This window comes from Streptomyces sp. NPDC014656, from assembly GCF_043084305.1.
GTDB lineage: Bacteria > Actinomycetota > Actinomycetes > Streptomycetales > Streptomycetaceae > Streptomyces.
Map to the genome: position 1 here is coordinate 159,991 of NZ_JBIBZN010000009.1, position 19,972 is coordinate 179,962.

The window sequence follows — 19,972 nt, forward strand, 5'->3', positions numbered from 1 at the left end:
GCCGACGGCGGTCTCAGGTCTGTGTCGTTCCCCCGGGCTGCCCCTCGGGCTGTCCCGCGGCCTGTTCAGCGGGCCGTCCAGCAGGCTGCACCGATGCCCGGGGACGTCAGAGACCTGCTTCCGGGCCCCTCCGCTCCACCCACTCGCGCACGGTTACCGCCCGCTCGATGCGGCTGACGACGTCCTTCTTGGAGACCTGGTCCAGGGTCTCCGGGATCTTGTCGAAGGTGTCGGGAAGAACGTCGAGCAGGCCCCAGATCTGTTCGCCGGTGCTGACGGTCAGCAGTTGCTGACACCGCCACTGCAGCGGTGTCTCGGGACGGTGCGTAAGCCGGTGCACGAGCGTCGGGAACAGGTAGTGCGTCGCCTCGACGGCGAGGTGCTCTCGGAGCCAGTTGACCGGGAGCCGCTGGCTGAAGCCGTGCGTTGCGGCCTCCTGGGCCAGGGCCAGGAGATGAGCTGTGTCGACGGCTCGGACGGTACGGGGAAGGGCCGGGGTCATGCAGCGATGATGCCAAGACGCCTATGCGGCGCCGAGAGGCCGGCTGGGCCGGGACGCGATCCGCTGGCGAGCGGGACCCCAGACTTCCTCGAACTCCTCGGAGGTGAGGGGTTCGGGGTTGTGGCCTTCCCATTCCGAGACGGGCAGCTCGGCTGTGATCCCGAAGCTGCTGTCGTACTCTTCGAGGCGGCCGGCGTCGTGGGCCCGCTGCCGTTCATCGAGGGAGGCCGCTGCGACCGGGGTCCGCTCAGGCCCTTCGAGTTCGACCTGCCGGACCACCCAGCCTGCGGCATCAACCTCGAAGTAGAACCAGATGTCTTCCTCATCCCAGTGGCAGCGCATCCATGTGGTCACCAGGCCATGATGCCGGGCCAGTCTCACGGCGATGTCGTATCCGACGTAGTTCTGGCGCCGTTCCGGCACCGCTCCGGCATCGGCCATGAGATTCCGCCACGGAAACTGAGATCCCACAGCTCGGAAGGCCTCCCGGACGCGTGGACGGCCCCCCGGCCGCACTCGCCTTCGAGCGCGGCGCGGAAAACCCCCTGCGGGCACGGGAAGGCCCCGCGCGCGGAGGCGCCTCACGGCCGGACCCGTGGCGCCCAAGCCGCCGAGGGGGGCCCCTGCGCGTGGGACCCCACTCGTATGGGGACCCCCGCTCGTGCGGGGACCACGTGGCCGGTCCGTGCGGGATCCCTGGACCCGGCAGGTGGGACCGGCCCTCTGGCGCGGGCGGAAGCTTTCAGCGTGCGTCGAACGCTTCCCGCATCGCCCCGGCCGAGGGGGCGATGACAACCGCGTCCTCTCGAAGGTCCGCAGGAAGGTGTCGGCGCTCCTTCTCGTGGAAGATCAGCGCCCCGCCGCTCTGGGGGATGATCGAGGCTCCGAGGGCTGCCCCCAGCCGGGCGAGCACGCCGAGCATCGCGCCACAGGCGAAGTGCGTCGCTGTCACGCACCTCATCCCGTGTTCGTCATGGGTCTCGTGGTAGACGTCCGCTTCGCCCCCGTCCTCCGCGCGGAGCATCGAGAAGCCCTCCTCCGAACCGCCTGCCACGACGTACGGCTCCGTGACCTGCCGAAACCGTTCGGCGTCCAATCCGACGACCTCACCGTCGACGAATCGGAGCAGGAAGATGCTGTAACTCACGGCCCCACTCTGCCACCGTCATGATCCGCTGGACAGGACCTCGCCGTGGCCGTGGCCGTGGCCGTGCCCGCATCCGTGGCCGTGGCCGTGGCTGTGGCCGTGCCTGCATCCGTGGCCCAGTACTGCTGCCCGCGCCGGCGGATTGGCCCTGCGGCCAGGATTTCGGTGTTCGTGGAGGGGCGGTCGACGCAGTTGTCGAAGAGCTGGGAGCCGTACGCCCCACCGGCGGGACTCTCGACCTTCTTCCCGAGGGCGGTCCGCATGCCGAGGCAGGCGTCATGAACCGCGTGGCGGGGATCGGGGGCGCGGCCAGTCATCCCGCCGAGCAGCCGGAGCCGCGGCAGGCGACCGCTGCGGGAACGTCACCCCTCGGGACCCAGAAGGCCGCGCTCGCCACGCACGCCCAGCGGACCTACTGCAGCGACCAGAGCCGGCCCGTGGAGCCGGCGGACGTCGTCATCCCCTCCGCCCACTGCGAGATCGTCCACGAGATCCCGATCAACTGGTGACGGGGCTCAGCCCTGCGGCTCTGGCCAGCCGTCCCGGTGGGAGCAGCTCTCGAAGCAGTACAGGGTCGAGCGGTCCCACTTCTCGTCGAGGGCCAGCTCGTACGCCCTGCCCGGTACGTACAGGAGCCATTCACCGTCATGCTCGCTCGAGGCGTACGGGGCGAACTTGTCGACGTCGAAGAAGACGCTCTCCCACTGGTTCTGCGCGGTGTCGTGCAGCGGCAGATTGCGCAGGCCGGTGGCCCGCGCGGCCCGGTTTCGGTCCTCGGCTCGGGTCCGTTGGCAGTGTCGCGGCACGCGTGCTGCGGTCGACATGTCGGGGGTGTCGGTGGTGTCGGGGGCGTTGGTGGTGTCGGGGTGTTGGTGGCGAAGCAGGTAGGCGACGAGGGGAGTCAGACAGATTTCCAGGACGGCGTCGAACAGTTCCCGAGGCACGGGCACGTACCCGGGCCGCGCCCGGCGAAGCGCCTGGGTCGGGGAAGGTGCCTTCGCTGATGCGCGAGCTCGCGGCGAGCTTTGCGTAGGTGGTGTGCTCGCGCGGGTGGACGAGGGCGATGAGGCCGGGCTGCGAAGGTCGCGGCTTGCGTCGGCGGTCGCCCTCGCGGGTGACGGTCAGCATCGTGACCCACTCCACGCGCGCGTGTGTGCGCGTGGCAGGTCGAGTGGGGCAGGATGGATGATCAACGTGGGCTTCTGGCACGGTGGTTGAGCGTCAGAATCCTCGGGCCACTGCCCGAAGGCCCCGCCCGCTGTCCGCCCCCGGCCGTCACTCGACCGGTGACCGCGCTGAAGATCCTCAGTGGGTGTCAGGGGATGACGAGCGGCTCGGTTCGGGTGGCCTCGTCTGATGCCCGGGCCAGTACCGCGCGGGCGAAGAGGTCGCCGACGTCGTGGGCGTCCGGCGGAAGCCCGGGAAGCGGGGGGACAGGTCGGTGCAGCCGATGAGCAGGGAGACCCCTTTCGTGGTCCACGGCTGGTGGGGGAGGCCGGCCGGGAGTGCTCGTGCCTTCGCCGTTCGGTGTGATTTGACGAGGTCGACGCAGCCCTGGACGCGGCGCTGGGTCGGTGGGTTGGGAGATGTGGGGCGCAGCCCGTGGGCGGTCGCGCCCGGTGCAGTAGCCCGGTCCGTCTCGTCCCGTCGGTGACCGCGAGTGCGGGCCGTCGTACTCCCGCGGCGTGGAGCCGGTGGGACACGGCGGTGAGGAGGTCCACGACCGACACCTCCACCGCGGCGGCGACCTCGGTGTGATGCGCCTGTGAGGTCACCGAGGGTACGGCGATCACCTCCGAGCCCGCGGCCTCCAGGCGGCGTGCCACGTCTCGGAGTCCGGGGGCCGGGTTCGGTCCGTCCGAGAGCAGGTGTGCGAGCCTGCCGGGCAGAGTGGGGTCCGAGAGCAGGATCACCTCGGGGTGGCCCTGGTCCGCCGCGTCCGTGGCCGACCTGGTGGAGCATCAGGCGGCGGAAGAGCGCGGGAAGTTCTGGGACCTGCCGTTCAGCGAGCGCCGGGCCGCGATGTTCCGCCACCGGCTGACCGAGCCCGAGCTGGTCAGACTGGAGGCGCTGCTCGCACTCGACGGCGACGAGGGCGTGAGCCCGCTCCCCCGCTTCACCGAGACGTGCCACAGCCTGGAGCGCGACCAGCGCGAGGGCGCCCTGCCGGCCGACGCCGACGCGGTGGCGGCCCACGTGATGGCGGCCGCGGCGGTCGTCGGGTACGTGATCTTCCGCGAGGCCTACGCCCGCGACACCGGGATCCCGCCGGAGGAACTCGACGCTCGCGCCGAGCAGGCGTACGCCCGCATGATCGCCGGTCTCGCGGACAGCAGGTCCACGGCGGTCGGGGAAGGCCCGGTCGGGGAAAGCCGGGACGGGGAAGGCACGGAGGAGGGAAGCCGGAACTAGGGAGGCCGGGACAGGGAAGGCCGGAACGGGGAAAGCTGAGCGGCCCCCCACGAGTGGCCCCGCCCACGCGCGGCCCCCACGGCTACCCTCCGCGGCGGCCCCCCGCGGCGGCGCCCCGCCCCAGACGCCGGGTGGGTGGGGGGCGGCGCAGGTTCCGTACGGGCTGCGCCGCCCCCCGTGGGAGGGCGGTCAGAAGGGGAGTCAGGCGAGGGAGACCAGGCTTCGGTAGTCCTCGCTCCACAGGTCCTCGTCCGCGTCCGGCAGCAGCAGAACGCGGTCCGGGCGCAGGGCGTCGATGGCGCCCTCGTCGTGGCTGACCATCACGATCGCGCCGGGGTAGGAGCCGACTGCCGCCAGGACCTCGCCGCGGGAGGCCGGGTCCAGGTTGTTGGTCGGCTCGTCCAGCAGCAGGACGTTCGCGCCGGAGTGGACCAGCCCGGCCAGCGCCAGACGGGTCTTCTCGCCGCCCGAGAGGACCCCGGCCCGCTTGTCGGCATCGTCTCCGGCGAAGAGGAACGCGCCCAGGACGCGCCGGACTTCGCCGTCGGTGAGGTGCGGCGCGGCGGCGGCGAGGTTCTCCCGGACGGTACGGGTGGTGTCGAGGGTGTCGTGCTCCTGGGCGAAGTAGCCCAGCCGCAGCCCGTGCCCGTGCACCACCCGGCCGGCGTCCGGCCGCTCCTGTCCGGCCAGGATGCGCAGCAGGGTGGTCTTGCCCGAGCCGTTGAGGCCGAGGACGACCAGTCGGGTGCCCCGGTCCACGGCCAGGTCCACCCCCGTGAGGACCCGGTGGTCGCCGTAGGACTTGGCCAGGCCGACCGCGCCCAGCGGCATCCGGCCGCACGGCTCAGGCTCGGGCAGCCGGATCTTGGCGATCTTCTCCGTCCGCCGGGCCGGCTCCAGGTCGGCGAGCATCCGGTCGGCCCGGCGGGCCATGCTCTTGGCCATGACGGCGGTGGCGGAGCGGGCCTTCATCCTGTCGGCCTGTGCGTGCAGGGTGGCGGCCTTGCGCTCGGCGTTCGCCCGCTCGCGGACCCGGCGTCGCGCGTCGCTCTCCCGCTGGGCCAGGTACGCGACCCAGCCGGTGTTGTGGAGGTCGATGGTGGCGCGGGTGGCGTCCAGGTGAAAGACCCGGTTGACGGTGTGGGCGAGCAGGCCGGTGTCGTGGCTGATCACCACGAGTCCGCCTTGGTGACCGCTCAGGAACGAGCGCAGCCAGGCGACGGAGTCGGCGTCCAGGTGGTTGGTCGGCTCGTCCAGCAGCAGCGTCCGGTCATGGCCGGCGAAGAGGACGCGGGCCAGTTCGACGCGGCGCCGCTGGCCGCCGGACAGGGTGCCGACGGGCTGGTGCATGACCCGGTCGGGCAGGCCCAGGCCGGCGGCGACCCGCGCCGCCTCGGCCTCGGCCGCGTACCCGCCGCCGGCCTGGAAGGCGGCCTCCGCGCGGGCGTAGGCGCGCATCGCCCGCTCCAGCGCGACGGGGCCCACCGCGTCGGCCATCGCGGTCTCGGCGGCCCGCAACCGCTGCGGTGCGCGGTCCAGGCCGCGGGCCGACAGGATGCGGTCCGTGACCGTGACGGCGGGCTCGGCCGCCCGGGACTCCTGCGCGAGGAACCCGACCGGACCGGTGTGAGTGATCGTTCCGGCGGCGGGCGCGGACTGTCCCGCGAGGGCGGTCATGAGCGTGGTCTTGCCCGCACCGTTACGGCCGACCAGGCCGATCCGGTCGCCGGGGGAGACGGTGAAGAAGATGTCGGACAGCAGCAGGCGGGCGCCCGCACGCAGCTCGACACCACGAACGGTAATCATGGAATGACGCTCCGAAAAAGCAAAAGGGCACACTTCTGGCGTGGAAGCGGGTCCTCAGCTAGGAAACTCGGGGCGTAGACATGTCACCACCATAACCGGTTCTGGCTCGCTTCCGTGGTGCGCGCACACGGAGTGACGTCCGGAGTGAGGTCCGCAGTGACGTCCGCAGTGAGGTCCGCCGCCCCCGATCGGGCTACGGGAAGTTGCCTGAAAATGGTCAGGACCGACCTCGATGCGGTCGACGGCGGGGCGCCGTGGAAGGGACGCCGTCCCGGCCGGAGGACCTGCGGTTACCGCCCCTCGCGGACGTGTCGGTGCTGTCGCCGGACGGAAGTCACGAGGCGATACGCGTCGGCGTCTGCGGTACGGCGGCCGGCGCGGCATGCCCGGACCGGGGGAGCGGGCCGACCCGGGTGCACGGCTCCTCCCCGCGGTTTCCTGCGGCCGTGTCGAGTGGGGGGACGTCCGGCGGTCCTGCAACTGCGAGTTCGGCGGTTCTTCCGTCCGGAGTCCCGTGTGCTCGGCGGACGTTCGCTGAGCACACGCCGGGACTGCCCCGGCGGCACGGCCGGTGGACGGAGCGGTTGCGGTCGGCTCCCGCCACGGTGGGTCCTGCCCTCGCCGGCCGGGCCGGCGCCCGGATGGTCCGGGCCTTCGGGTTGTCCGTCAGCAGCGGCGCGGTGTTGCGGCTGCTCGACGCTCTGCCCGGACCCGAAGTCCCGGCCCCGCGGGTGGTCGGTGCCGATGAGTACGCCACACGGAAAGGACGGGGCTACGGCACGGCGCTCGTCGACGTCGAGCCCGGGCGGCGGCCGGTGGATCTGCTGCTCGACCGGGAGGCGTCCGGCCTGGCCGCTTGACCGGCGAAGCGACCCGGGACCGGGACGGACAGTACGTCCCGCTCGGGGAGGGGGAGCAGATGTCCGGGCCGGGCACCGGCCAGCACCTCGGCGTGTGACGACCACCAGGGGAACCTCTGCCGTGGCCGGGGCCGGCTGGTTGCCCCACCGCCCCACCGCCCCACCGCCCCGCCGGTCCCGTCGCACGATCACTTCTTGCGCGTGCCCTTGAGGACCAAATTGCCGTCGTTGAACGAAAGCCGCAGCTCCGTGCCGTCATAGGCGGCCTGGACCTCGCCGAACTCGCCGCTGCACGCGAGGGTCTTGGTCAGCTCGGACGGGACTTCTCCGGGAACCTCCAGGAGCTTCAGGTAACTGCCTTGGCCTTCGTTGAGGACGTCGATGGTGCCGCCGTTGTAGGTCCAGGTTCCGGACATCCCCGGCAGGGACCAGGTGCCGTTCCCGATGGTGATGCTGCCGGAGGAGGCGCGCTCCCCGACGTCAAGGTCTCGGTTGGCCCGCCACTCCCAGGTTCCCTCAAGGAAAGCCCGCAGGGCCTGCGTACGCACTCCGCCGGCGGATCCGTTGCCGCTGCAGGCCGACACCACGACCGAGCCCACCCCCACGGCTAAGCAGCGCAGCAGCTTGCGCCGCCCGATCGCACCGGCCAGCACTCGAACGGACATCGCGCCCCCATCACCCTGCATGCTCGCGTCAAGTTGAAAGCATGAGATTCTTGCTCGCGGTCAGGCCCGTCAGCAAGGTCTCGCAACTCATTCCTCCCAGCCGTTCGGAGCCTTACCGAACCGGCGGACTCCCCGGTCGCCGAGGGCGGCGGACCCGTGGTGGGGGAGCTGTGACCGGGCCAGGGAAGCATCGACGTACGCCACCGTGTGCGGGGCCCTCTGCAAGTCCACGGCAGTGGGCCACGGGGTGAACTCCGCCCCCGAGCACGACGGGCGCACCGTCACGTACCCGGTCTTGGCCGGCGTCCGCCGGCCGCTCCAGCGCGGTCCCCGCGCCCCGCACCGCGAGCACACCCGTGCCCGCTCGGAAAGTTTCTCCTCGGGCGCTTCCCCACCGGTCCAGGAGGTCGGCGTGGGCGCGGGAAAGCCGCCAGCGGCCCTCGTCCCGGCCGAGCAGCTCCAGGGGGCGGGTGCCGGCGACCGTCGAAGCGGTCCGCACGGAGACGAACTCCTCCCGCGTCAGATCGCCCGGTAGGCCGTTCCCCCCGATCAGCTCCCACCCCCCTTGTCCGGGGAGCACGACCTCGACCAGATCGTCGTGGGCGGGAGGGTCACGGCGGCCAGGCCCCGAGCGGCCCGGCATACGTCCCGCTCGTCGTACTGCCACGGTCCCTCGCGTTCGTACGGACTGCGAGAGATGGACCGGGTTCTCGACACACGCCCAGGGCTGAGCCGGAGTTCAGTCCGTCGGCCGCCTGAGCGCACAACCCCTACCCGTCCCGTCGCCCCCGGTCCTCCCCGGCGGATCGGGCTGCCCGGTCAAGGGGCATCGTCCTCCTCAGCCGGCGGCGAGGGCCGGAGGGGCTGCGACGAGTTCACGGACGCGGCTGGCTCCTCGGGCTGTGACGATTCCTCGGACTGTGACGATTCTTCGGGCTGTGACGATTCTTCGGGCTGTGAGGATTCCTCGGACTCTGCGGAGTCGGCTCTCTCTGCCGGTCCGTCTTCGTCGGGCGGCAGGACCTGAAGCATCTGGCCGGAAGGCATCACGACGTAGCTGATCTCGGTGTCGCCGTCGGGCCCGGGCGGAGAGATACGGGCGCGGAGGCGTTCCTGCCTCGCCTCCACCGACTTGTCGGAGTCGTACCAGCGGCCCTTGAGCTCGACCAGGGCGAGGCGTTCGGTCAGGTCGGTCACCATCGCGTCGGCGTCCGCCAGCTGATGGGCCCTCGCCTCCAGGAACCTTCGCAGCGCGGTGTAGGGGTTCGTGGGATCCACGAGGGCGACCGCCGCCGCTTCAGCGATCAGCGCCTTGCGCCGGAGCGCGATCGCCGCCCGCGCCAGGTGGAGGTCCCGGAAGAAGTAGTCCTCCTCCTTCGTCGCGCCGCCCAGCGCCTCCTCCAGCTTGCGGTAGTCGACCTTGCCGTCGTCGTCCGCCAGCCCGTCGACGACACCGCGGTACTTCTCCAGGAACTGCTGGGAACGGTAGAACTCGTCGTCCGCGCTCTTCAACGCGAGGTCGAGACCCGGCCGGTGGCCGTCGAGCATCAGACTGATCTTGCGGGTCAGCTGAGCATCGGCCGACCTCTGCGCCGTGATCCGCTCGTCGTAGTGACGCTCCTCCTGGCGCCCGAGGGCGGCCTCGACCCGGCGCAAGTGCGCCCGCTGTTCGCGCTGCGCCACCATGTCCATCGCCAGGACGGTCCCGGCGACGGCCAGCATCGGCCAGCCCGCCACGATCGCCCCACCCGCGGCGACAGGCTTCAGCACGGCGTGCGCCGTCGTGCCCCCGGTGCGGGAGAAACCTCTGAAGCCGGAGGTTCCGGCGGCCTTGACGAGCTCCGCGCCCTTGGGCAGCACCACCCGGAACAGCGTCGGGCCCTTCGGGCTCAGGGCCTCCAGGATCCCGGACAGCGCCTGCTGGGCCGCCGCGTTCACGGGAACCGTCCGGAGCGTGGCGAGCTCCGCGTCACTTACAGGGTGGTACGCGACGGCCACCGGCGTCGCGGCCGCTTCGAGCGCGTCCCACAGCGCGGCCGACGTCGATCCGGCCGAGCGGAGAACGTCCTCGGGAACGAGAAGCCCCTCCGGAGGAAACTCCGGCCGCAGGTCGGCCTCCGGCACGGCGATCGCCCCAGAGCGCTCCTTCGGAGCCGGGGCCTGGCTGCGTGGGAATCGCCTGAGCAGCAGCATGGTGACGGCCACAGCGAGGACGACAGCGGCTACGAGAAGAGCGGCGACCAGCGCCACGGGCAGGTGCGTCAAGCCGAGTCACGTCCTCCGACAGGCTGCGACGGTGCGATCGGACCGCCGCCCGAGCATAGCGGGGGTCGCCGTCTCGACGGGACCGGTGCGGACGGGCCCTCACAGCGGCGGAGCCACACCAGGCCGAACCGTTCTGGCTTCTCTGCCGCTCCGTCATGAGTCATGAGTCATGAGTCATGAGTCATGAGTCATGAGTCATGAGTCATGAGAAGGACGGGGACCCGTGCCCAGGGAGATCGCCCCCGCGCTTCGGAGCCAGGCTGCGCGTTCGATGACTCGGCACCGCTCGGAGCACTCCACCGAGCGTGCTGTCCATGGACAGGTCGCCGAATCTCACGGTGTCTCGCGTGAGCCCGTCCGGCGCCGGGAGGCCCAGCAGAGACCCGCACCGGCGTCGCCGCAGGTGTGACCAGCGACGAACGCGAGGAGCTGCGCCGTCTGCTGGCGTGACTCGGCTTGACGCACCTGCCCGTGGCGCTGGTCGCCGCCCTTACGGAAAGCTCGTGCCGGGTGAGAACACCGACGTGGCCGTCGCGGCCGTCGCGGCCGTCTTGGCCTTCACGGCCTTCACGGCCTTCGCGGATGTTTCGGGTGGCGGCCGGGTCCGACACGTCCGACCTCCTCGGTGCCTCTGCTCGGTGCGGCCCCACGGTGTCCCTCCTCGCTCCAGTCGTGCGAGGAGGGGCACCGCCGCTCCGGCGGGCAGCTTCCCACCTCACGTTCGGCCGGGACTTCGGCTCCTCCCATCGCGAACCGTCCTATGGCCACCACCGCGCCTACCGGGCGGGCGGCACGGGGCCCAGAGGTCCTGATGCTCCGTCGGGAACATCGGCCGCATCCCGGGTTGCCCTCCGGGGATTCCTCGCCTCCACAGTCCGCTCGGCCAGACCAGGGCCTGCGCGTGGGGGAGCCGATGCGGTGGGAGGGGAGACGGGACCTGACCGAGCGCCACTCCGATGACAGAGAGGTACTCGTCACTTCGCCGTGGCTTCGGGAGAGCGGGGTCGCCCGGGCGCCCGTGACGTTCGCCCTGCTGGTGGTCAGGTGGCTCATCGCGCTCGGCTCGCATGGACAGCCGCCCGGCCGCGTGACCCGCGCCGCGCCGTTACTCACTACCGGCCTCGCCGTGCGGGCCTTGACCTCGCCGGGTCGTCATGCCACGCACCTGCGCATGCGTACCTCCGTCGGCCTGGCGGTGGCCACCGCGCGGGCCCGGTGGTTCGTCTTGTGGCTCCTGCTTTTCGGCCCGGTCCGTTCTCTGGCGGCCGTCCGCTGCCGCCGGTTTCCCCGACAGGAGGCCACGCTCCTGCGCGCCCGCTCGCACAGCGTCTTCGCCGTGGGCATCGCCACGGCCGACCAACCCGTGCACGGGGAGGCCACGGCACGGACCATGGCAGCCGGGTACGCGGGGCGCGCGGGCTCCCTCCATCACGCGGCCGATGCCTTCCGCGGTCCCCGCCGGGCCGGGGCGGAGGCGGTCCGCCGGCTCTACGGCGAGCCGGCGCGGCCGCCGTGAGTGCCGTGTTCTCGGGGTTCGCCGTGCCGGGGACGGAGCCGGGTGTCAGGTCGTGCGGAGTCCGGTCCTTTCGGAGGGACTTCCGCCGGTGCCGCTCGCTTTTGGGCACCTCGCGCGTGCCTGCCGCGCACCGGCACGGGCGGTGTCGCCGGTGCGCGGCAGGGTTCTCGTCAGGGTGTGTCGCTCCACCAGTCCCCGCACCAGGTGGTGCGCTTGGTGTCGGTCGTGGTGCGCGCGCAGGCACGGATCACGCGGTTCTTGATGGTGCCTCCGGAGTGGGCGTACCACTTCGAGTAGAACTTCTTGTCCTTCTTGTCCGTGGTGACGCCTCCGCAGCCCTTCCAGTTCTTGCCCTCGTCGTGGCTGATGTCGACCCAGACGCGGTCGCCCTTCTTCACCTCGCCGCTGAGCCGGGCCGCGGAGTTGTCGGGAGTCTTGGCGGTGCCGGTCGACAGGATGAGTACGCGACCGTCCTTCTTGGTCTCGCCGTTGCCCTTGCCGCCCTTGCCCTTGTGACTGAGAAAGGCGGGCTTTCCCTGCTCCTTGTACGTACACGTGCCGCCCTGCGCCATCGATCCGATGCCGTCGTCGGCGGTCGCGGACACCGGCTCCGGCTTTCCGGACGAGCAGGCCGAGAGCGCCAGAACGGACGCCACCGTGGCCGCCGTGAGCGGGACCATGCGGAACTTCATTCGCTTCCCCCTACGTTGCCGGGTCCACCCCCGTATGGGGACCCGCCGCAGCCATGGAACCAGCACGACCCGTAGGGGGCACGGGGGCGCGAGGGGGCCGTACGTGAAGATTCGAGTGGTTCTGTGTCGGGTTCACGTGTCCCCTGGCACATGCGGAGCCTCCGCCTCGGCGCCCCGAGGAAGGGGGTCTCGGGCGGAGCGGGCACCGTTTCGTCACCTTCGGGGCCTGCGACTGACCCGATCGAGGGAACGTGAGCGTGGAGACCCAGCCGGACCCGGGACCGCCGCGAAGCCGTCAGTGAGAGCGGGCGCGTTCGCCCGTTCTCGCCGTCCGCGGGATCTTCGTGCGGGCGGCCGGATCCTCGTCCTGGAGGTAGTGCGATGGCGCGCATGCGCAGCAGTCTGACCGTGGCCCTGGCGGCCGGTGCCGTAGTGATGGGAGGAGCCTCGTGGGCGGCCGCCGACGCGGGCGCGCAGGGCTGGGCCGCCCACTCGCCCGGTGTCGGGTCGGGCAACCTCGTTCAGGTCCCCGTTCACGTGCCGGTCAACGCCTGCGGCAACACCGTCAGTGTCATCGGCCTGCTGAACCCCACGTTCGGCAACACCTGCGTGAACGCCTGACCATCGGCGCGGGACTCCGGCCCGTGATCCATGGGGGCGGGACGGGCCGGTGACCCGACCGGGCACGGGTGGAAACGGCACCGGGCTGTTTCCGCACGCAGAGCCGTGACCCGGGAAGGGTCGGCTGCGGATGGCTGACGCCACAGCCGTCCGCGGCCTTCTTCCGTGGTCCGTCACGGCGGCCAGGTGAGTACGGCGATGACCTGCTTGCCGTGGTCGGACCGGCTGACGTACAGGTCCGCGCCGAGACCCCTGACGATCTCCAGCCCCCGTCCGTGCGAGGGCAGCCCTTCCGGCCTGCCGGTACGACCGGGCAGCCGGTCGGAAGCGTCGCTGACGGCGACACAGGCGTACCCCTCGTCCACGCCGACGGTGAGGGCGTAGGGCGGGGCGGCGTGGAGACAAGCGTTGGTGGCGAGCTCGGAGACGATGAGCAGGATGTCCGCCGCGACGGCGTCAGGGCAGAGCCCGCCGCAGGCGGCGAGCAGCCGCTGGGCGGTCAGCCGGGCGTGCCGGGCGGCGGACGGGCCGGCGGGAAGCCCGCGGTGCGTGGTCAGCGGCCGACCGGGGGCGAAGGGAGCGCTGTTCATGGTGATCCTGGCGGCGGAACGGTCCTGCTTCTGTGGAAGCCTTGAAGAGAATTCGGAGCGGACCAGCAGAAGGACTGCCCGGGCCGGGCGCCCGTTCGCCTGCGGCGACGTGAAGACTTCCCACGTCTACGTCTACGTCGCCGGCACCGTACCCGTACCCGTGGCCGTCCCGTCCCCGGGTGACAACCGGCTGGGGACCCGCGGGAAGCCCGGTCTCCCCGGCGAAAGCCGCCCAGACCGGCGTACGCGTGGTGACGCCACCGCGCCGCACGTTCAAGAAGAACGCCCCGGACCGGTACGAGGAGACGCACGAGCGCCGGTGCAAGGCGCATTCTTCCCGGCGCATCCGGGTCGAGCACGGCATCGCCCACCTCAAGCACTGGTGGGCACCGGTCCGCCACCCGGCCGTCGCGAGCACATGAGCGACAGCGTCCAGGCCGTCGCCGGCCTGCTCTGCCACCAGCAGACCGCGGATCTGGGTCCTCGACGGCAGAGGTGAGCACCGGTGCTGACGAAGCCTTCGACGTCTCACCGCTTGCCCTGCACGAGCTCGTCAGGCCAGGCGCCGGAAGCCCAGGGGCAGGCAGGGCCGGGGTTGAGTCAGCGGTCAGCCAGCGGTGGACGCGGGGCCTCGCCCGTGGGTTCCGCGTCGGTGTCTTCCGTGTCGTGGGTGTCGTGGGTGTCGTGAGTGTCGTCGGTGTCGTCGGTGTCGTGGGTGTCGACCGGGCCGCGGGGAAGTGTCCGGTCCAGCCATTTCGGCAGCCACCAGTTGGCCCGGCCGAGGAGCGTCATGGTCGCCGGTACCAGCACCATGCGTACGACCGTGGCGTCGATGAGGATCGCGGTGGCCAGGCCGAGCCCGAACATCTTGGTGGAGGGGTCCTCGGCGACGGCGAAGGACAGGAAGACCGCCACCATGATGAGGGCGGCCGAGGTGATGATCCGGGCGGTGCGCGAGACGCCCTCGACGATCGCCGTGCCGTTGTCGCCGGTGCGGAGGTACTCCTCGCGTACGCGGGAGAGGAGGAACACCTCGTAGTCCATCGATAGGCCGAACAGGATGGCGAAGAGGAACATCGGGATGAACGACACGATCGGGACCGTCGCTTCCAGCCCGATGAGCGCGCTTCCCCAGCCCCATTGGAAGACCGCGACCATGATGCCGTAGGCCGCGCTGATGCTCAGCAGATTCAGCAGCACCGCCTTGAGCGGTACGAGTACCGAGCGGAAGACCAGCATCAGCAGCAGGAACGACATCGCCAGCACGGCGGCGACGAACACCGGCAGGCGCTGGCTGGTGCGCCGGCCCACATCGGACAGGCTCGCGGCGGCGCCGCCGACGTGGGCCCTGGCCGGGCCGTGCCCGATCGCCGTGGGCAGCACGTCGGTGCGCAGCCGGACGATGGTGTCGGCCGTGGCCTCGTCCTGGGGGCTGGTGGTCGGGAAGACCACGAGGGTCGCGATGCCGGTGGCCCGGTCGATGTGCGCCGGCGCGACGGACGCGATGCCCGGATCCGCCGCGACCGTCGCGACGAGCCGGTCCAGCACGCCCGGGTCACCGGCGGGGTCCGCGGCGATGACGAGGGGGCCGTTGGTGCCCGGCCCGAACCCCTCGGCGACGAGGTCGTAGGCCCGGCGCTCGGTACGGCTGGGGGGCAGCGAGCCGTCGTCGGGCAGGCCGACGCGCAGGCCGAGCACGGGCAGCGTCGCGGTCAGCAACAGCCCCGCCGCGCCGGCGGCGTACGGCACCGGGTGCCGGCTGACGTGCCCGATCCAGCGGCGCCACCCGGCGGCATGGGCGGCGCCCGCCGCCGGACCCTGCCGCCGTGCGGGCCGGCCCGGTCGGGCGAGTCGGCCCGGCCGGCCCGGCTTCCTCGTCTGCAGAGCCCGGCCGATCCGGCCTGCGCCTGGCCCGCTCCGGCCCGCGCCTGGCCCGCTCCGGCCCGCGCCTGGCCCGCTCCGGCCCGCGCCTGGCTCTATCCGCCCTATCCGCCCTATCCGCCTGATCCACCCGATCCGGCCGATCCGCCCGATCCGGCCCGTCCCGGCCAGGCGCGGGCCGGCGGCGCCGAGGAAGGCCGGCAGCAGCGTCACCGAGGCGACGACCATGATCAGGACGACGATCGAGACGGCGAGCCCGCCCACCGTCATGAACGGCACGTTCGCGACCGCCAGCCCGAGGATCGACACGACGACGGTGCCGCCGGCGAAGACCACGGGCCTCCCCGCCGTCGCCACCGCCCGCCCCGCCGCCTCGCGGGGACCGAGCCCGCGCGCGAGGTACTCCCGGTGCCTGGCGAGCACGAACAGCGCGTAGTCGATGCCCACTCCGAGCCCGACCATGCTGCCCAGGACCGGTGCGAAGGCCGGGACGTCCGTCGCCCCCGCCAGTACCGTCATCGTGGCGATCCCGACGGTCAGCCCGAAGACCGCCATGCCGATCGGCAGCGCGGCGGCGACCAGCGAACCGAACGCCAGGAACAGGACCGCGGCTGCGGCGAGGAGGCCGATCAGCTCGCTCACGCCGCCGGCGGGCTCGGAGAAGGCGTAGAAGAGGTCCCCGCCCATCTCGATGCGCAGCGGCAGTTCGGCGCGCAGCCGGTCGCCGAGACCGACGAGGGCGTCGAGGTCTTCGGCCGACAGCCGGCTCTGGTCGGGGTACTGGACCCGGACGACGGCGATCCGCCCGTCGGCCGAGACGAGGCCGCCGCGCACGGCGGTGTCCCCGCCCGCGTCGAGCGCCCCCGCGGGGTCGCTCGTGCCGAGTACGTGCGGCAGCCGCCGCACCTCGGCCCGCAGCCGCGCGAGAGCGGTGCGCGCGCCGTCGTCGCCGAAGAACGTCGCACCGTCGTCGAGGGGGGTGACGACCACTTGGGCCGTCATCCCCTCCTGGCCGGTGCCGGCCCGCTCGATCAGTTCCGCGGCCCGTCGGGAGTCCAGTCCCGGAACGGTCATCGAGTCCGCGGTCCGCCCGCCGAAGGCGACGGCGCCGAGCACGGCGAGCACGGCGACGACCAGCCATGCCGCGATCACCCGCCAGGGATGGCGGGCGGCGCCTGCGCCCAGGCGCAACAGGGCTTTCGAGAGCATCGGGTCCTCCAACCACTTCACCGGCCTTCCTCGTACGGCCGCCGATGCCGAGGTTCGTCGCCACGGCGCTTCGCGGCATCGGCCCGCGGGCCGCGGATCCCTCGGCCCCGGGGCGGAGCGACGACCCGTCCTTTCGGCCGATGCGCCCCGCGCCGCGGTCCCTAGGCTGAGAACCGTGCTCCGAGACGACCTGCGAACCCTGTGGACCGAACCCCGGCCGCCCGACGCGCCCGCCCGGGTGTGGCGGGACTGGGCGCTGCTCGCCGCCGGCCTCGCCGGTGTGGCGCTGGAGGCCGCCCTGCGCGAGGACGTCGTGTGGAGGCCGGTGGCGGTGGTGCTCGCCGTGTGGCTGTGCCTGCTGCCGCCGTGGCGGCGGACCCGCCCGCTGGCGGTGGTGACGCTGGCGTTCGGCGCGGTGGCCCTGCTTCCGCTGGCCTCGCTCGTCGCCGCACCGCGCGAGCCCGTCGGCCTGTCCACCGGAGCGGTCGTGCTCGTGCTGGTGTACGCGCTGCCCCGATGGGGATCGGGGCGGGAGATCGTGCTGGGCGGCGCGGTGATCGTCGCGGTCGGCGCGCTGTGTGCCCTCACGGACGGGACCCCGGTCGTCGAGAAGGTCGTGGGCTTCGTCTTCCTGCTGCTGCCCGGCGTGCTCGGGGCCGCCGTGCGGTTCCGGGTGACCGCTCGCGAGCGGCAGTTGGACCAGGTGCGCTCCCGCGAGCGCGAACAGCTCGCCCGGGAACTGCACGACACGGTGGCCCACCACGTGTCGGCCATGGTGATCATCGCCCAGGCCGGCCGGGTGCTCGCGGGCACCGACCCGTCCGCCGCCGTCGAGGCGCTGGAGGGGGTCGAGGAGGAAGGGGCACGCACGCTGGAGGAAATGCGCGCCATGGTCGCCGCGCTGCGCGACCACGGGGTCGGCGCCGAGCTGGCGCCCCCCGCCGGGGTCGCGGACCTGGAGCGCCTAGCGCGCACCCCGCGCGGCCGCCTCAGGGTCGACCTGGGGCTCGACGGCGAACTGGACGCGCTGCCCCCGGCCGTGGACGCGGCCGTCTACCGGATCGTGCAGGAGTCGGTGACCAACGCGCTGCGCCACGCGGTCGACGCGACCGAGCTCGTCGTCCGGGTCGCCGCGGAAGGGCACACGGTACGGGTGAGCGTGCGCGACGACGGCCGGCGCACCGGTCGGGGCCGCGACGGATACGGACTTACCGGACTGCGCGAGCGCGCGGCCCTGCTCGGCGGCACACTACGAGCCGGCCCCGGTACCGACCGGGGCTGGCACGTCGAAGCCGAACTGCCGAGAGCGAGGAGCCGGAGCGGTGTCCATTCGCGTCCTCGTCGCTGACGACCAGACGATCATCCGCACGGGGTTGCGGATCATGCTGAACGCCCAGCCCGGCATCGAGGTGGTCGGCGAGGCCGCCGACGGGCGGGAAGCGGTGCGCCTGGCCCGCGAACTACGCCCCGACGTCTGCCTGTTCGACATCCGCATGCCCGTACTCGACGGGCTGGAGGCCACCCGGCTGCTCGCCGGCCCGGGCGTCGCCGACCCGCTGGCCGTCGTCGTCATCACCACCTTCGACCTCGACGAGTACGTCTACGGCTCACTGCGTGCAGGCGCCCGCGGATTCCTCCTCAAGGACACGGGACCGGACCTCCTGGCGCAGGCCGTACGGTCGGCGTCCGACGGCGAGGCGCTCATCGCGCCCAGCGTCACCGTCCGTCTGCTCCGGACGTTCGCGGACCTGCCTCCCGGCCGGCCGGCGGCCCAGCCGGTCTCCCCCGTCACCGCCCGCGAGGAGCAGGTGCTCCTCGCCGTCGCCCGGGGCCTGACCAACACCGAGATCGCCGACGCGCTGCACATCAGCCTCAGCACGGTGAAGACGCACCTGGCCAGCCTGATGGCCAAACTCGGCGCCCGCAACCGGGTCGAGATCGCGATGTGGGCCTACGAAACGCGCCGCATCCTCCCCGGAACCTGAACCGGACGCCGGGGCGTGCCCCTCTGCCTCTCCGCCCCTCTGCCTCTCTGCCCCTCTGCCTCTCTGCCTCTCCGCCCCTCTGCCCCCGGCCCCCTGCCCCCTGTCCTTCTGCTCCCCGGCCCCATGCCCCCGCCTGGACATCAGCGCACCGCCCGGCCCGAACCGGGACGGCGAGACACCCGATACGACAAGACCCCCGATACGACAAGACCCCCGGCTGCCCCGCCGGCCGAGTCCGTACCGCCGTCCGCCGTCCGCCGTCCGTCGCCCGCCGCCCGCCGCCAGACCTCACCGAACTCCCCCGCCCGTACTGCCCGCTCCCCATGTGCCCGGGTCGATCAGGCGATGTGGTTGTACGTCACCCCCGGGTGCTCGTCCGTGAGGGTCCTCTTGGCGAAGGGGCGGCGCCAGTCGCCGGTCCCGGCGTGGAGGTAGACCCGCTTGGTGACCTGGTCGTGGGCGAGGAGGTCGGCCCGGCCGTCGTGGTCCACGTCTCCGGCGCCGGTGATCTGGCCGTAGACCTGCCAGCCGCCCCCGATGAGCTTGCGGGCCGTGTAGGTGCCGTCGCTGCCGCCGGCGATCTTGTCGTAGGTCTGCCAGCCGGTGCCGGCCGACGCCCGGTGCCGGCCGACGCCGGGGGGCGGCCGTCCGCGGCGTTGTCCCGCCACAGCGTCCCGGCGGAGTCCCGGCCCAGGAGGTCGGGGTAGCCGTCGGCGTCGATGTCGTGGGCGAGGCCGCCCGGGGTGGTGCTCCGGGCCACGAACGACACGACGGGCCTGCCGTCGGTACCGAGCGCGACGCGGTGGATGCCGGTGTTCCGGCCCCTGGCGCCCTGGGCGACGACGGCCGTGCCGTCAGCGACGGTGACCAGCTCGTTGACCCGGTCGAAGAGGGTGACCGTCTCCCCGGTCACCAGGTGCCGGGCCTGGCCATCGAACAGCAGCCAGTCACCGAGCAGCTCCACCGCGAGGGGGCCGGTGCCCGCCACCGGGACGACGGTGTACTTGCCGGTCGCTCGCTCCCGGACCACCACGTCACGCCCGGAGGTCGAGCTCGCCTCCTCGGTCCGCACGACCCGGCTCGCCGAGACCGCCTGCACCCTCCGATACGTATCCGAGACGGTGGCGGTGGCCAGATCGATCAGGCCCACCCGCTGTTCGCCCCCGGCGGTACGGAAATCCAGCAGGCCCACCGTCGCGGTGGCCGGCCGCACCTCCAGATAGCTGGTCCCCGCGGGCAGCCCCCGGATCTCGCGGGGCGCCGCGTCCTTCGTGTCCAGCCACAGGGGACTCTTCCCCCCCCGACTGTCGTCAGGCCTCAGGGCGGTGGCCTACCCGGCGGCACCCGCGTAGAGGGCATCGTTCACATCGGGCAGCTGTTCGGTGCGCCAGGTCTCCCCGGTCGTCAGGTCGTAGCCCTTATGTAGTCCCGGTTCCCGGTGGGGACGTACCGGAGGACGTAACCCCGCGCCCCCGCGCTGAGCAGACTCGTCCCGGGCAGGAGCGAGGGGAAGGGCACCGCGGTCGAGCCGGCGGAGGAGGCCGCCGCCGGGGGCGCGGCGAGCAGGCCCGTGCCGGCGGTCAGCGCAAGAACCGCCGCGACGGAGGAGACCAGACGGACGGATCCGGTGGTGTGGAACCGCAAGGAAACCCTCCAGGAGGGATCGGGCATGGTCACGCCATGCCCGGTCAGCCGCCTGGCCGGCGCGAAAAGTTGTGCGCACACCCGTGCCGAAGGTGGACCGGGGGCACCGGCGGGGTTCGCCGCTGCCCTGGCCGGCCCGTGTACTGCCCTGGTCGTCGAGGACCGCCCGCCGCCGTT

20 protein-coding genes and 1 pseudogene are annotated in these 19,972 nt (G+C 72.5%); 8 read left to right on the forward strand and 13 right to left on the reverse strand.

Features of this window, described 5'->3' with window-relative positions; genetic code table 11:
• Positions 1 to 106 precede the first annotated feature (106 nt).
• The 3 genes from ACF1ED_RS21415 to ACF1ED_RS21425 form a co-directional block, all read right to left on the reverse strand.
• Positions 107 to 502: a hypothetical protein gene (locus ACF1ED_RS21415; protein WP_391762682.1), complete on the reverse strand. Its 396-nt coding sequence runs from the start codon at positions 500 to 502 to the stop codon at positions 107 to 109.
• 21 nt (positions 503 to 523) lie between these two features.
• Positions 524 to 844 (reverse strand): hypothetical protein, encoded by a 321-nt coding sequence (locus ACF1ED_RS21420; protein ID WP_391762957.1) that lies wholly within the window; start codon positions 842 to 844, stop codon positions 524 to 526.
• A gap of 400 nt (positions 845 to 1,244) precedes the next feature.
• The gene (locus ACF1ED_RS21425) at positions 1,245 to 1,649 is read right to left on the reverse strand and encodes a hypothetical protein (protein WP_391762684.1); all 405 of its coding nucleotides are present in this window, start codon (positions 1,647 to 1,649) and stop codon (positions 1,245 to 1,247) included.
• Between the two features lie 174 nt (positions 1,650 to 1,823).
• On the opposite strand from ACF1ED_RS21425, the pseudogene ACF1ED_RS21430 reads away from it, so the two are divergent.
• A pseudogene (locus tag ACF1ED_RS21430) lies at positions 1,824 to 2,158 on the forward strand (GntR family transcriptional regulator); the annotation flags it as partial.
• Positions 2,159 to 2,164: 6 nt separating this feature from the next.
• On the opposite strand, the gene ACF1ED_RS21435 reads toward ACF1ED_RS21430, so the two are convergent.
• Positions 2,165 to 2,593, reverse strand: a complete 429-nt coding sequence (locus tag ACF1ED_RS21435) for a hypothetical protein (RefSeq protein ID WP_391762976.1) — start codon at positions 2,591 to 2,593, stop codon at positions 2,165 to 2,167.
• A gap of 177 nt (positions 2,594 to 2,770) precedes the next feature.
• Positions 2,771 to 3,562 (reverse strand): hypothetical protein, encoded by a 792-nt coding sequence (locus ACF1ED_RS21440; protein ID WP_391762686.1) that lies wholly within the window; start codon positions 3,560 to 3,562, stop codon positions 2,771 to 2,773.
• Between the two features lie 28 nt (positions 3,563 to 3,590).
• Here ACF1ED_RS21440 and ACF1ED_RS21445 point away from each other — a divergent pair, with 28 nt between their 5' ends.
• A complete protein-coding gene (locus ACF1ED_RS21445; protein ID WP_391762688.1) occupies positions 3,591 to 4,061 on the forward strand; it encodes a hypothetical protein in 471 nt (156 codons plus the stop codon).
• 201 nt (positions 4,062 to 4,262) lie between these two features.
• On the opposite strand, the gene ACF1ED_RS21450 is transcribed toward ACF1ED_RS21445, so the two are convergent.
• On the reverse strand, positions 4,263 to 5,867 hold the full coding sequence (locus ACF1ED_RS21450; protein WP_391762690.1) for an ABC-F family ATP-binding cassette domain-containing protein: 1,605 nt from the start codon (positions 5,865 to 5,867) through the stop codon (positions 4,263 to 4,265).
• Positions 5,868 to 6,472: 605 nt separating this feature from the next.
• Between ACF1ED_RS21450 and ACF1ED_RS21455 the strand changes: the two genes are divergently transcribed.
• Complete coding sequence (locus ACF1ED_RS21455) at positions 6,473 to 6,727, forward strand: hypothetical protein (RefSeq protein ID WP_391762692.1); 255 nt, start codon at positions 6,473 to 6,475, stop codon at positions 6,725 to 6,727.
• A 188-nt stretch (positions 6,728 to 6,915) separates the two neighbouring features.
• On the opposite strand, the gene ACF1ED_RS21460 is transcribed toward ACF1ED_RS21455, so the two are convergent.
• Entirely contained in the window at positions 6,916 to 7,392 is a 477-nt protein-coding gene (locus ACF1ED_RS21460; RefSeq protein WP_391762694.1) for a hypothetical protein, read from the reverse strand.
• An 819-nt stretch (positions 7,393 to 8,211) separates the two neighbouring features.
• The gene (locus ACF1ED_RS21465; RefSeq protein WP_391762696.1) at positions 8,212 to 9,657 is read right to left on the reverse strand and encodes a hypothetical protein; all 1,446 of its coding nucleotides are present in this window, start codon (positions 9,655 to 9,657) and stop codon (positions 8,212 to 8,214) included.
• Positions 9,658 to 10,675: 1,018 nt separating this feature from the next.
• Between ACF1ED_RS21465 and ACF1ED_RS21470 the strand changes: the two genes are divergently transcribed.
• Positions 10,676 to 11,173, forward strand: a complete 498-nt coding sequence (locus ACF1ED_RS21470; RefSeq protein WP_391762698.1) for a hypothetical protein — start codon at positions 10,676 to 10,678, stop codon at positions 11,171 to 11,173.
• A 170-nt stretch (positions 11,174 to 11,343) separates the two neighbouring features.
• Here the strand turns inward: ACF1ED_RS21470 and ACF1ED_RS21475 are convergent, their stop codons facing one another.
• Positions 11,344 to 11,865, reverse strand: a complete 522-nt coding sequence (locus ACF1ED_RS21475; RefSeq protein ID WP_391762699.1) for a hypothetical protein — start codon at positions 11,863 to 11,865, stop codon at positions 11,344 to 11,346.
• A gap of 390 nt (positions 11,866 to 12,255) precedes the next feature.
• On the opposite strand from ACF1ED_RS21475, the gene ACF1ED_RS21480 reads away from it, so the two are divergent.
• Positions 12,256 to 12,486, forward strand: a complete 231-nt coding sequence (locus ACF1ED_RS21480; RefSeq protein WP_391762701.1) for a chaplin — start codon at positions 12,256 to 12,258, stop codon at positions 12,484 to 12,486.
• A gap of 173 nt (positions 12,487 to 12,659) precedes the next feature.
• Here the strand turns inward: ACF1ED_RS21480 and ACF1ED_RS21485 are convergent, their stop codons facing one another.
• A complete protein-coding gene (locus tag ACF1ED_RS21485) occupies positions 12,660 to 13,076 on the reverse strand; it encodes an ATP-binding protein (RefSeq protein WP_391762703.1) in 417 nt (138 codons plus the stop codon).
• Between the two features lie 248 nt (positions 13,077 to 13,324).
• On the opposite strand from ACF1ED_RS21485, the gene ACF1ED_RS21490 reads away from it, so the two are divergent.
• Complete coding sequence (locus tag ACF1ED_RS21490; RefSeq protein ID WP_391762705.1) at positions 13,325 to 13,498, forward strand: hypothetical protein; 174 nt, start codon at positions 13,325 to 13,327, stop codon at positions 13,496 to 13,498.
• A 178-nt stretch (positions 13,499 to 13,676) separates the two neighbouring features.
• On the opposite strand, the gene ACF1ED_RS21495 is transcribed toward ACF1ED_RS21490, so the two are convergent.
• A complete protein-coding gene (locus tag ACF1ED_RS21495; RefSeq protein WP_391762958.1) occupies positions 13,677 to 16,166 on the reverse strand; it encodes an MMPL family transporter in 2,490 nt (829 codons plus the stop codon).
• 175 nt (positions 16,167 to 16,341) lie between these two features.
• Here ACF1ED_RS21495 and ACF1ED_RS21500 point away from each other — a divergent pair, with 175 nt between their 5' ends.
• On the forward strand, positions 16,342 to 17,514 hold the full coding sequence (locus ACF1ED_RS21500) for a sensor histidine kinase (RefSeq protein ID WP_391762707.1): 1,173 nt from the start codon (positions 16,342 to 16,344) through the stop codon (positions 17,512 to 17,514).
• Entirely contained in the window at positions 17,489 to 18,151 is a 663-nt protein-coding gene (locus ACF1ED_RS21505) for a response regulator (protein ID WP_391762709.1), read from the forward strand. Before ACF1ED_RS21500 ends, ACF1ED_RS21505 begins: the two co-directional genes overlap by 26 nt.
• A 338-nt stretch (positions 18,152 to 18,489) precedes the next feature.
• Here the strand turns inward: ACF1ED_RS21505 and ACF1ED_RS21510 are convergent, their stop codons facing one another.
• A complete protein-coding gene (locus tag ACF1ED_RS21510; protein WP_391762711.1) occupies positions 18,490 to 18,819 on the reverse strand; it encodes a hypothetical protein in 330 nt (109 codons plus the stop codon).
• A gap of 736 nt (positions 18,820 to 19,555) precedes the next feature.
• The gene (locus ACF1ED_RS21515) at positions 19,556 to 19,795 is read right to left on the reverse strand and encodes a hypothetical protein (protein WP_391762713.1); all 240 of its coding nucleotides are present in this window, start codon (positions 19,793 to 19,795) and stop codon (positions 19,556 to 19,558) included.
• Positions 19,796 to 19,972: the final 177 nt, after the last annotated feature.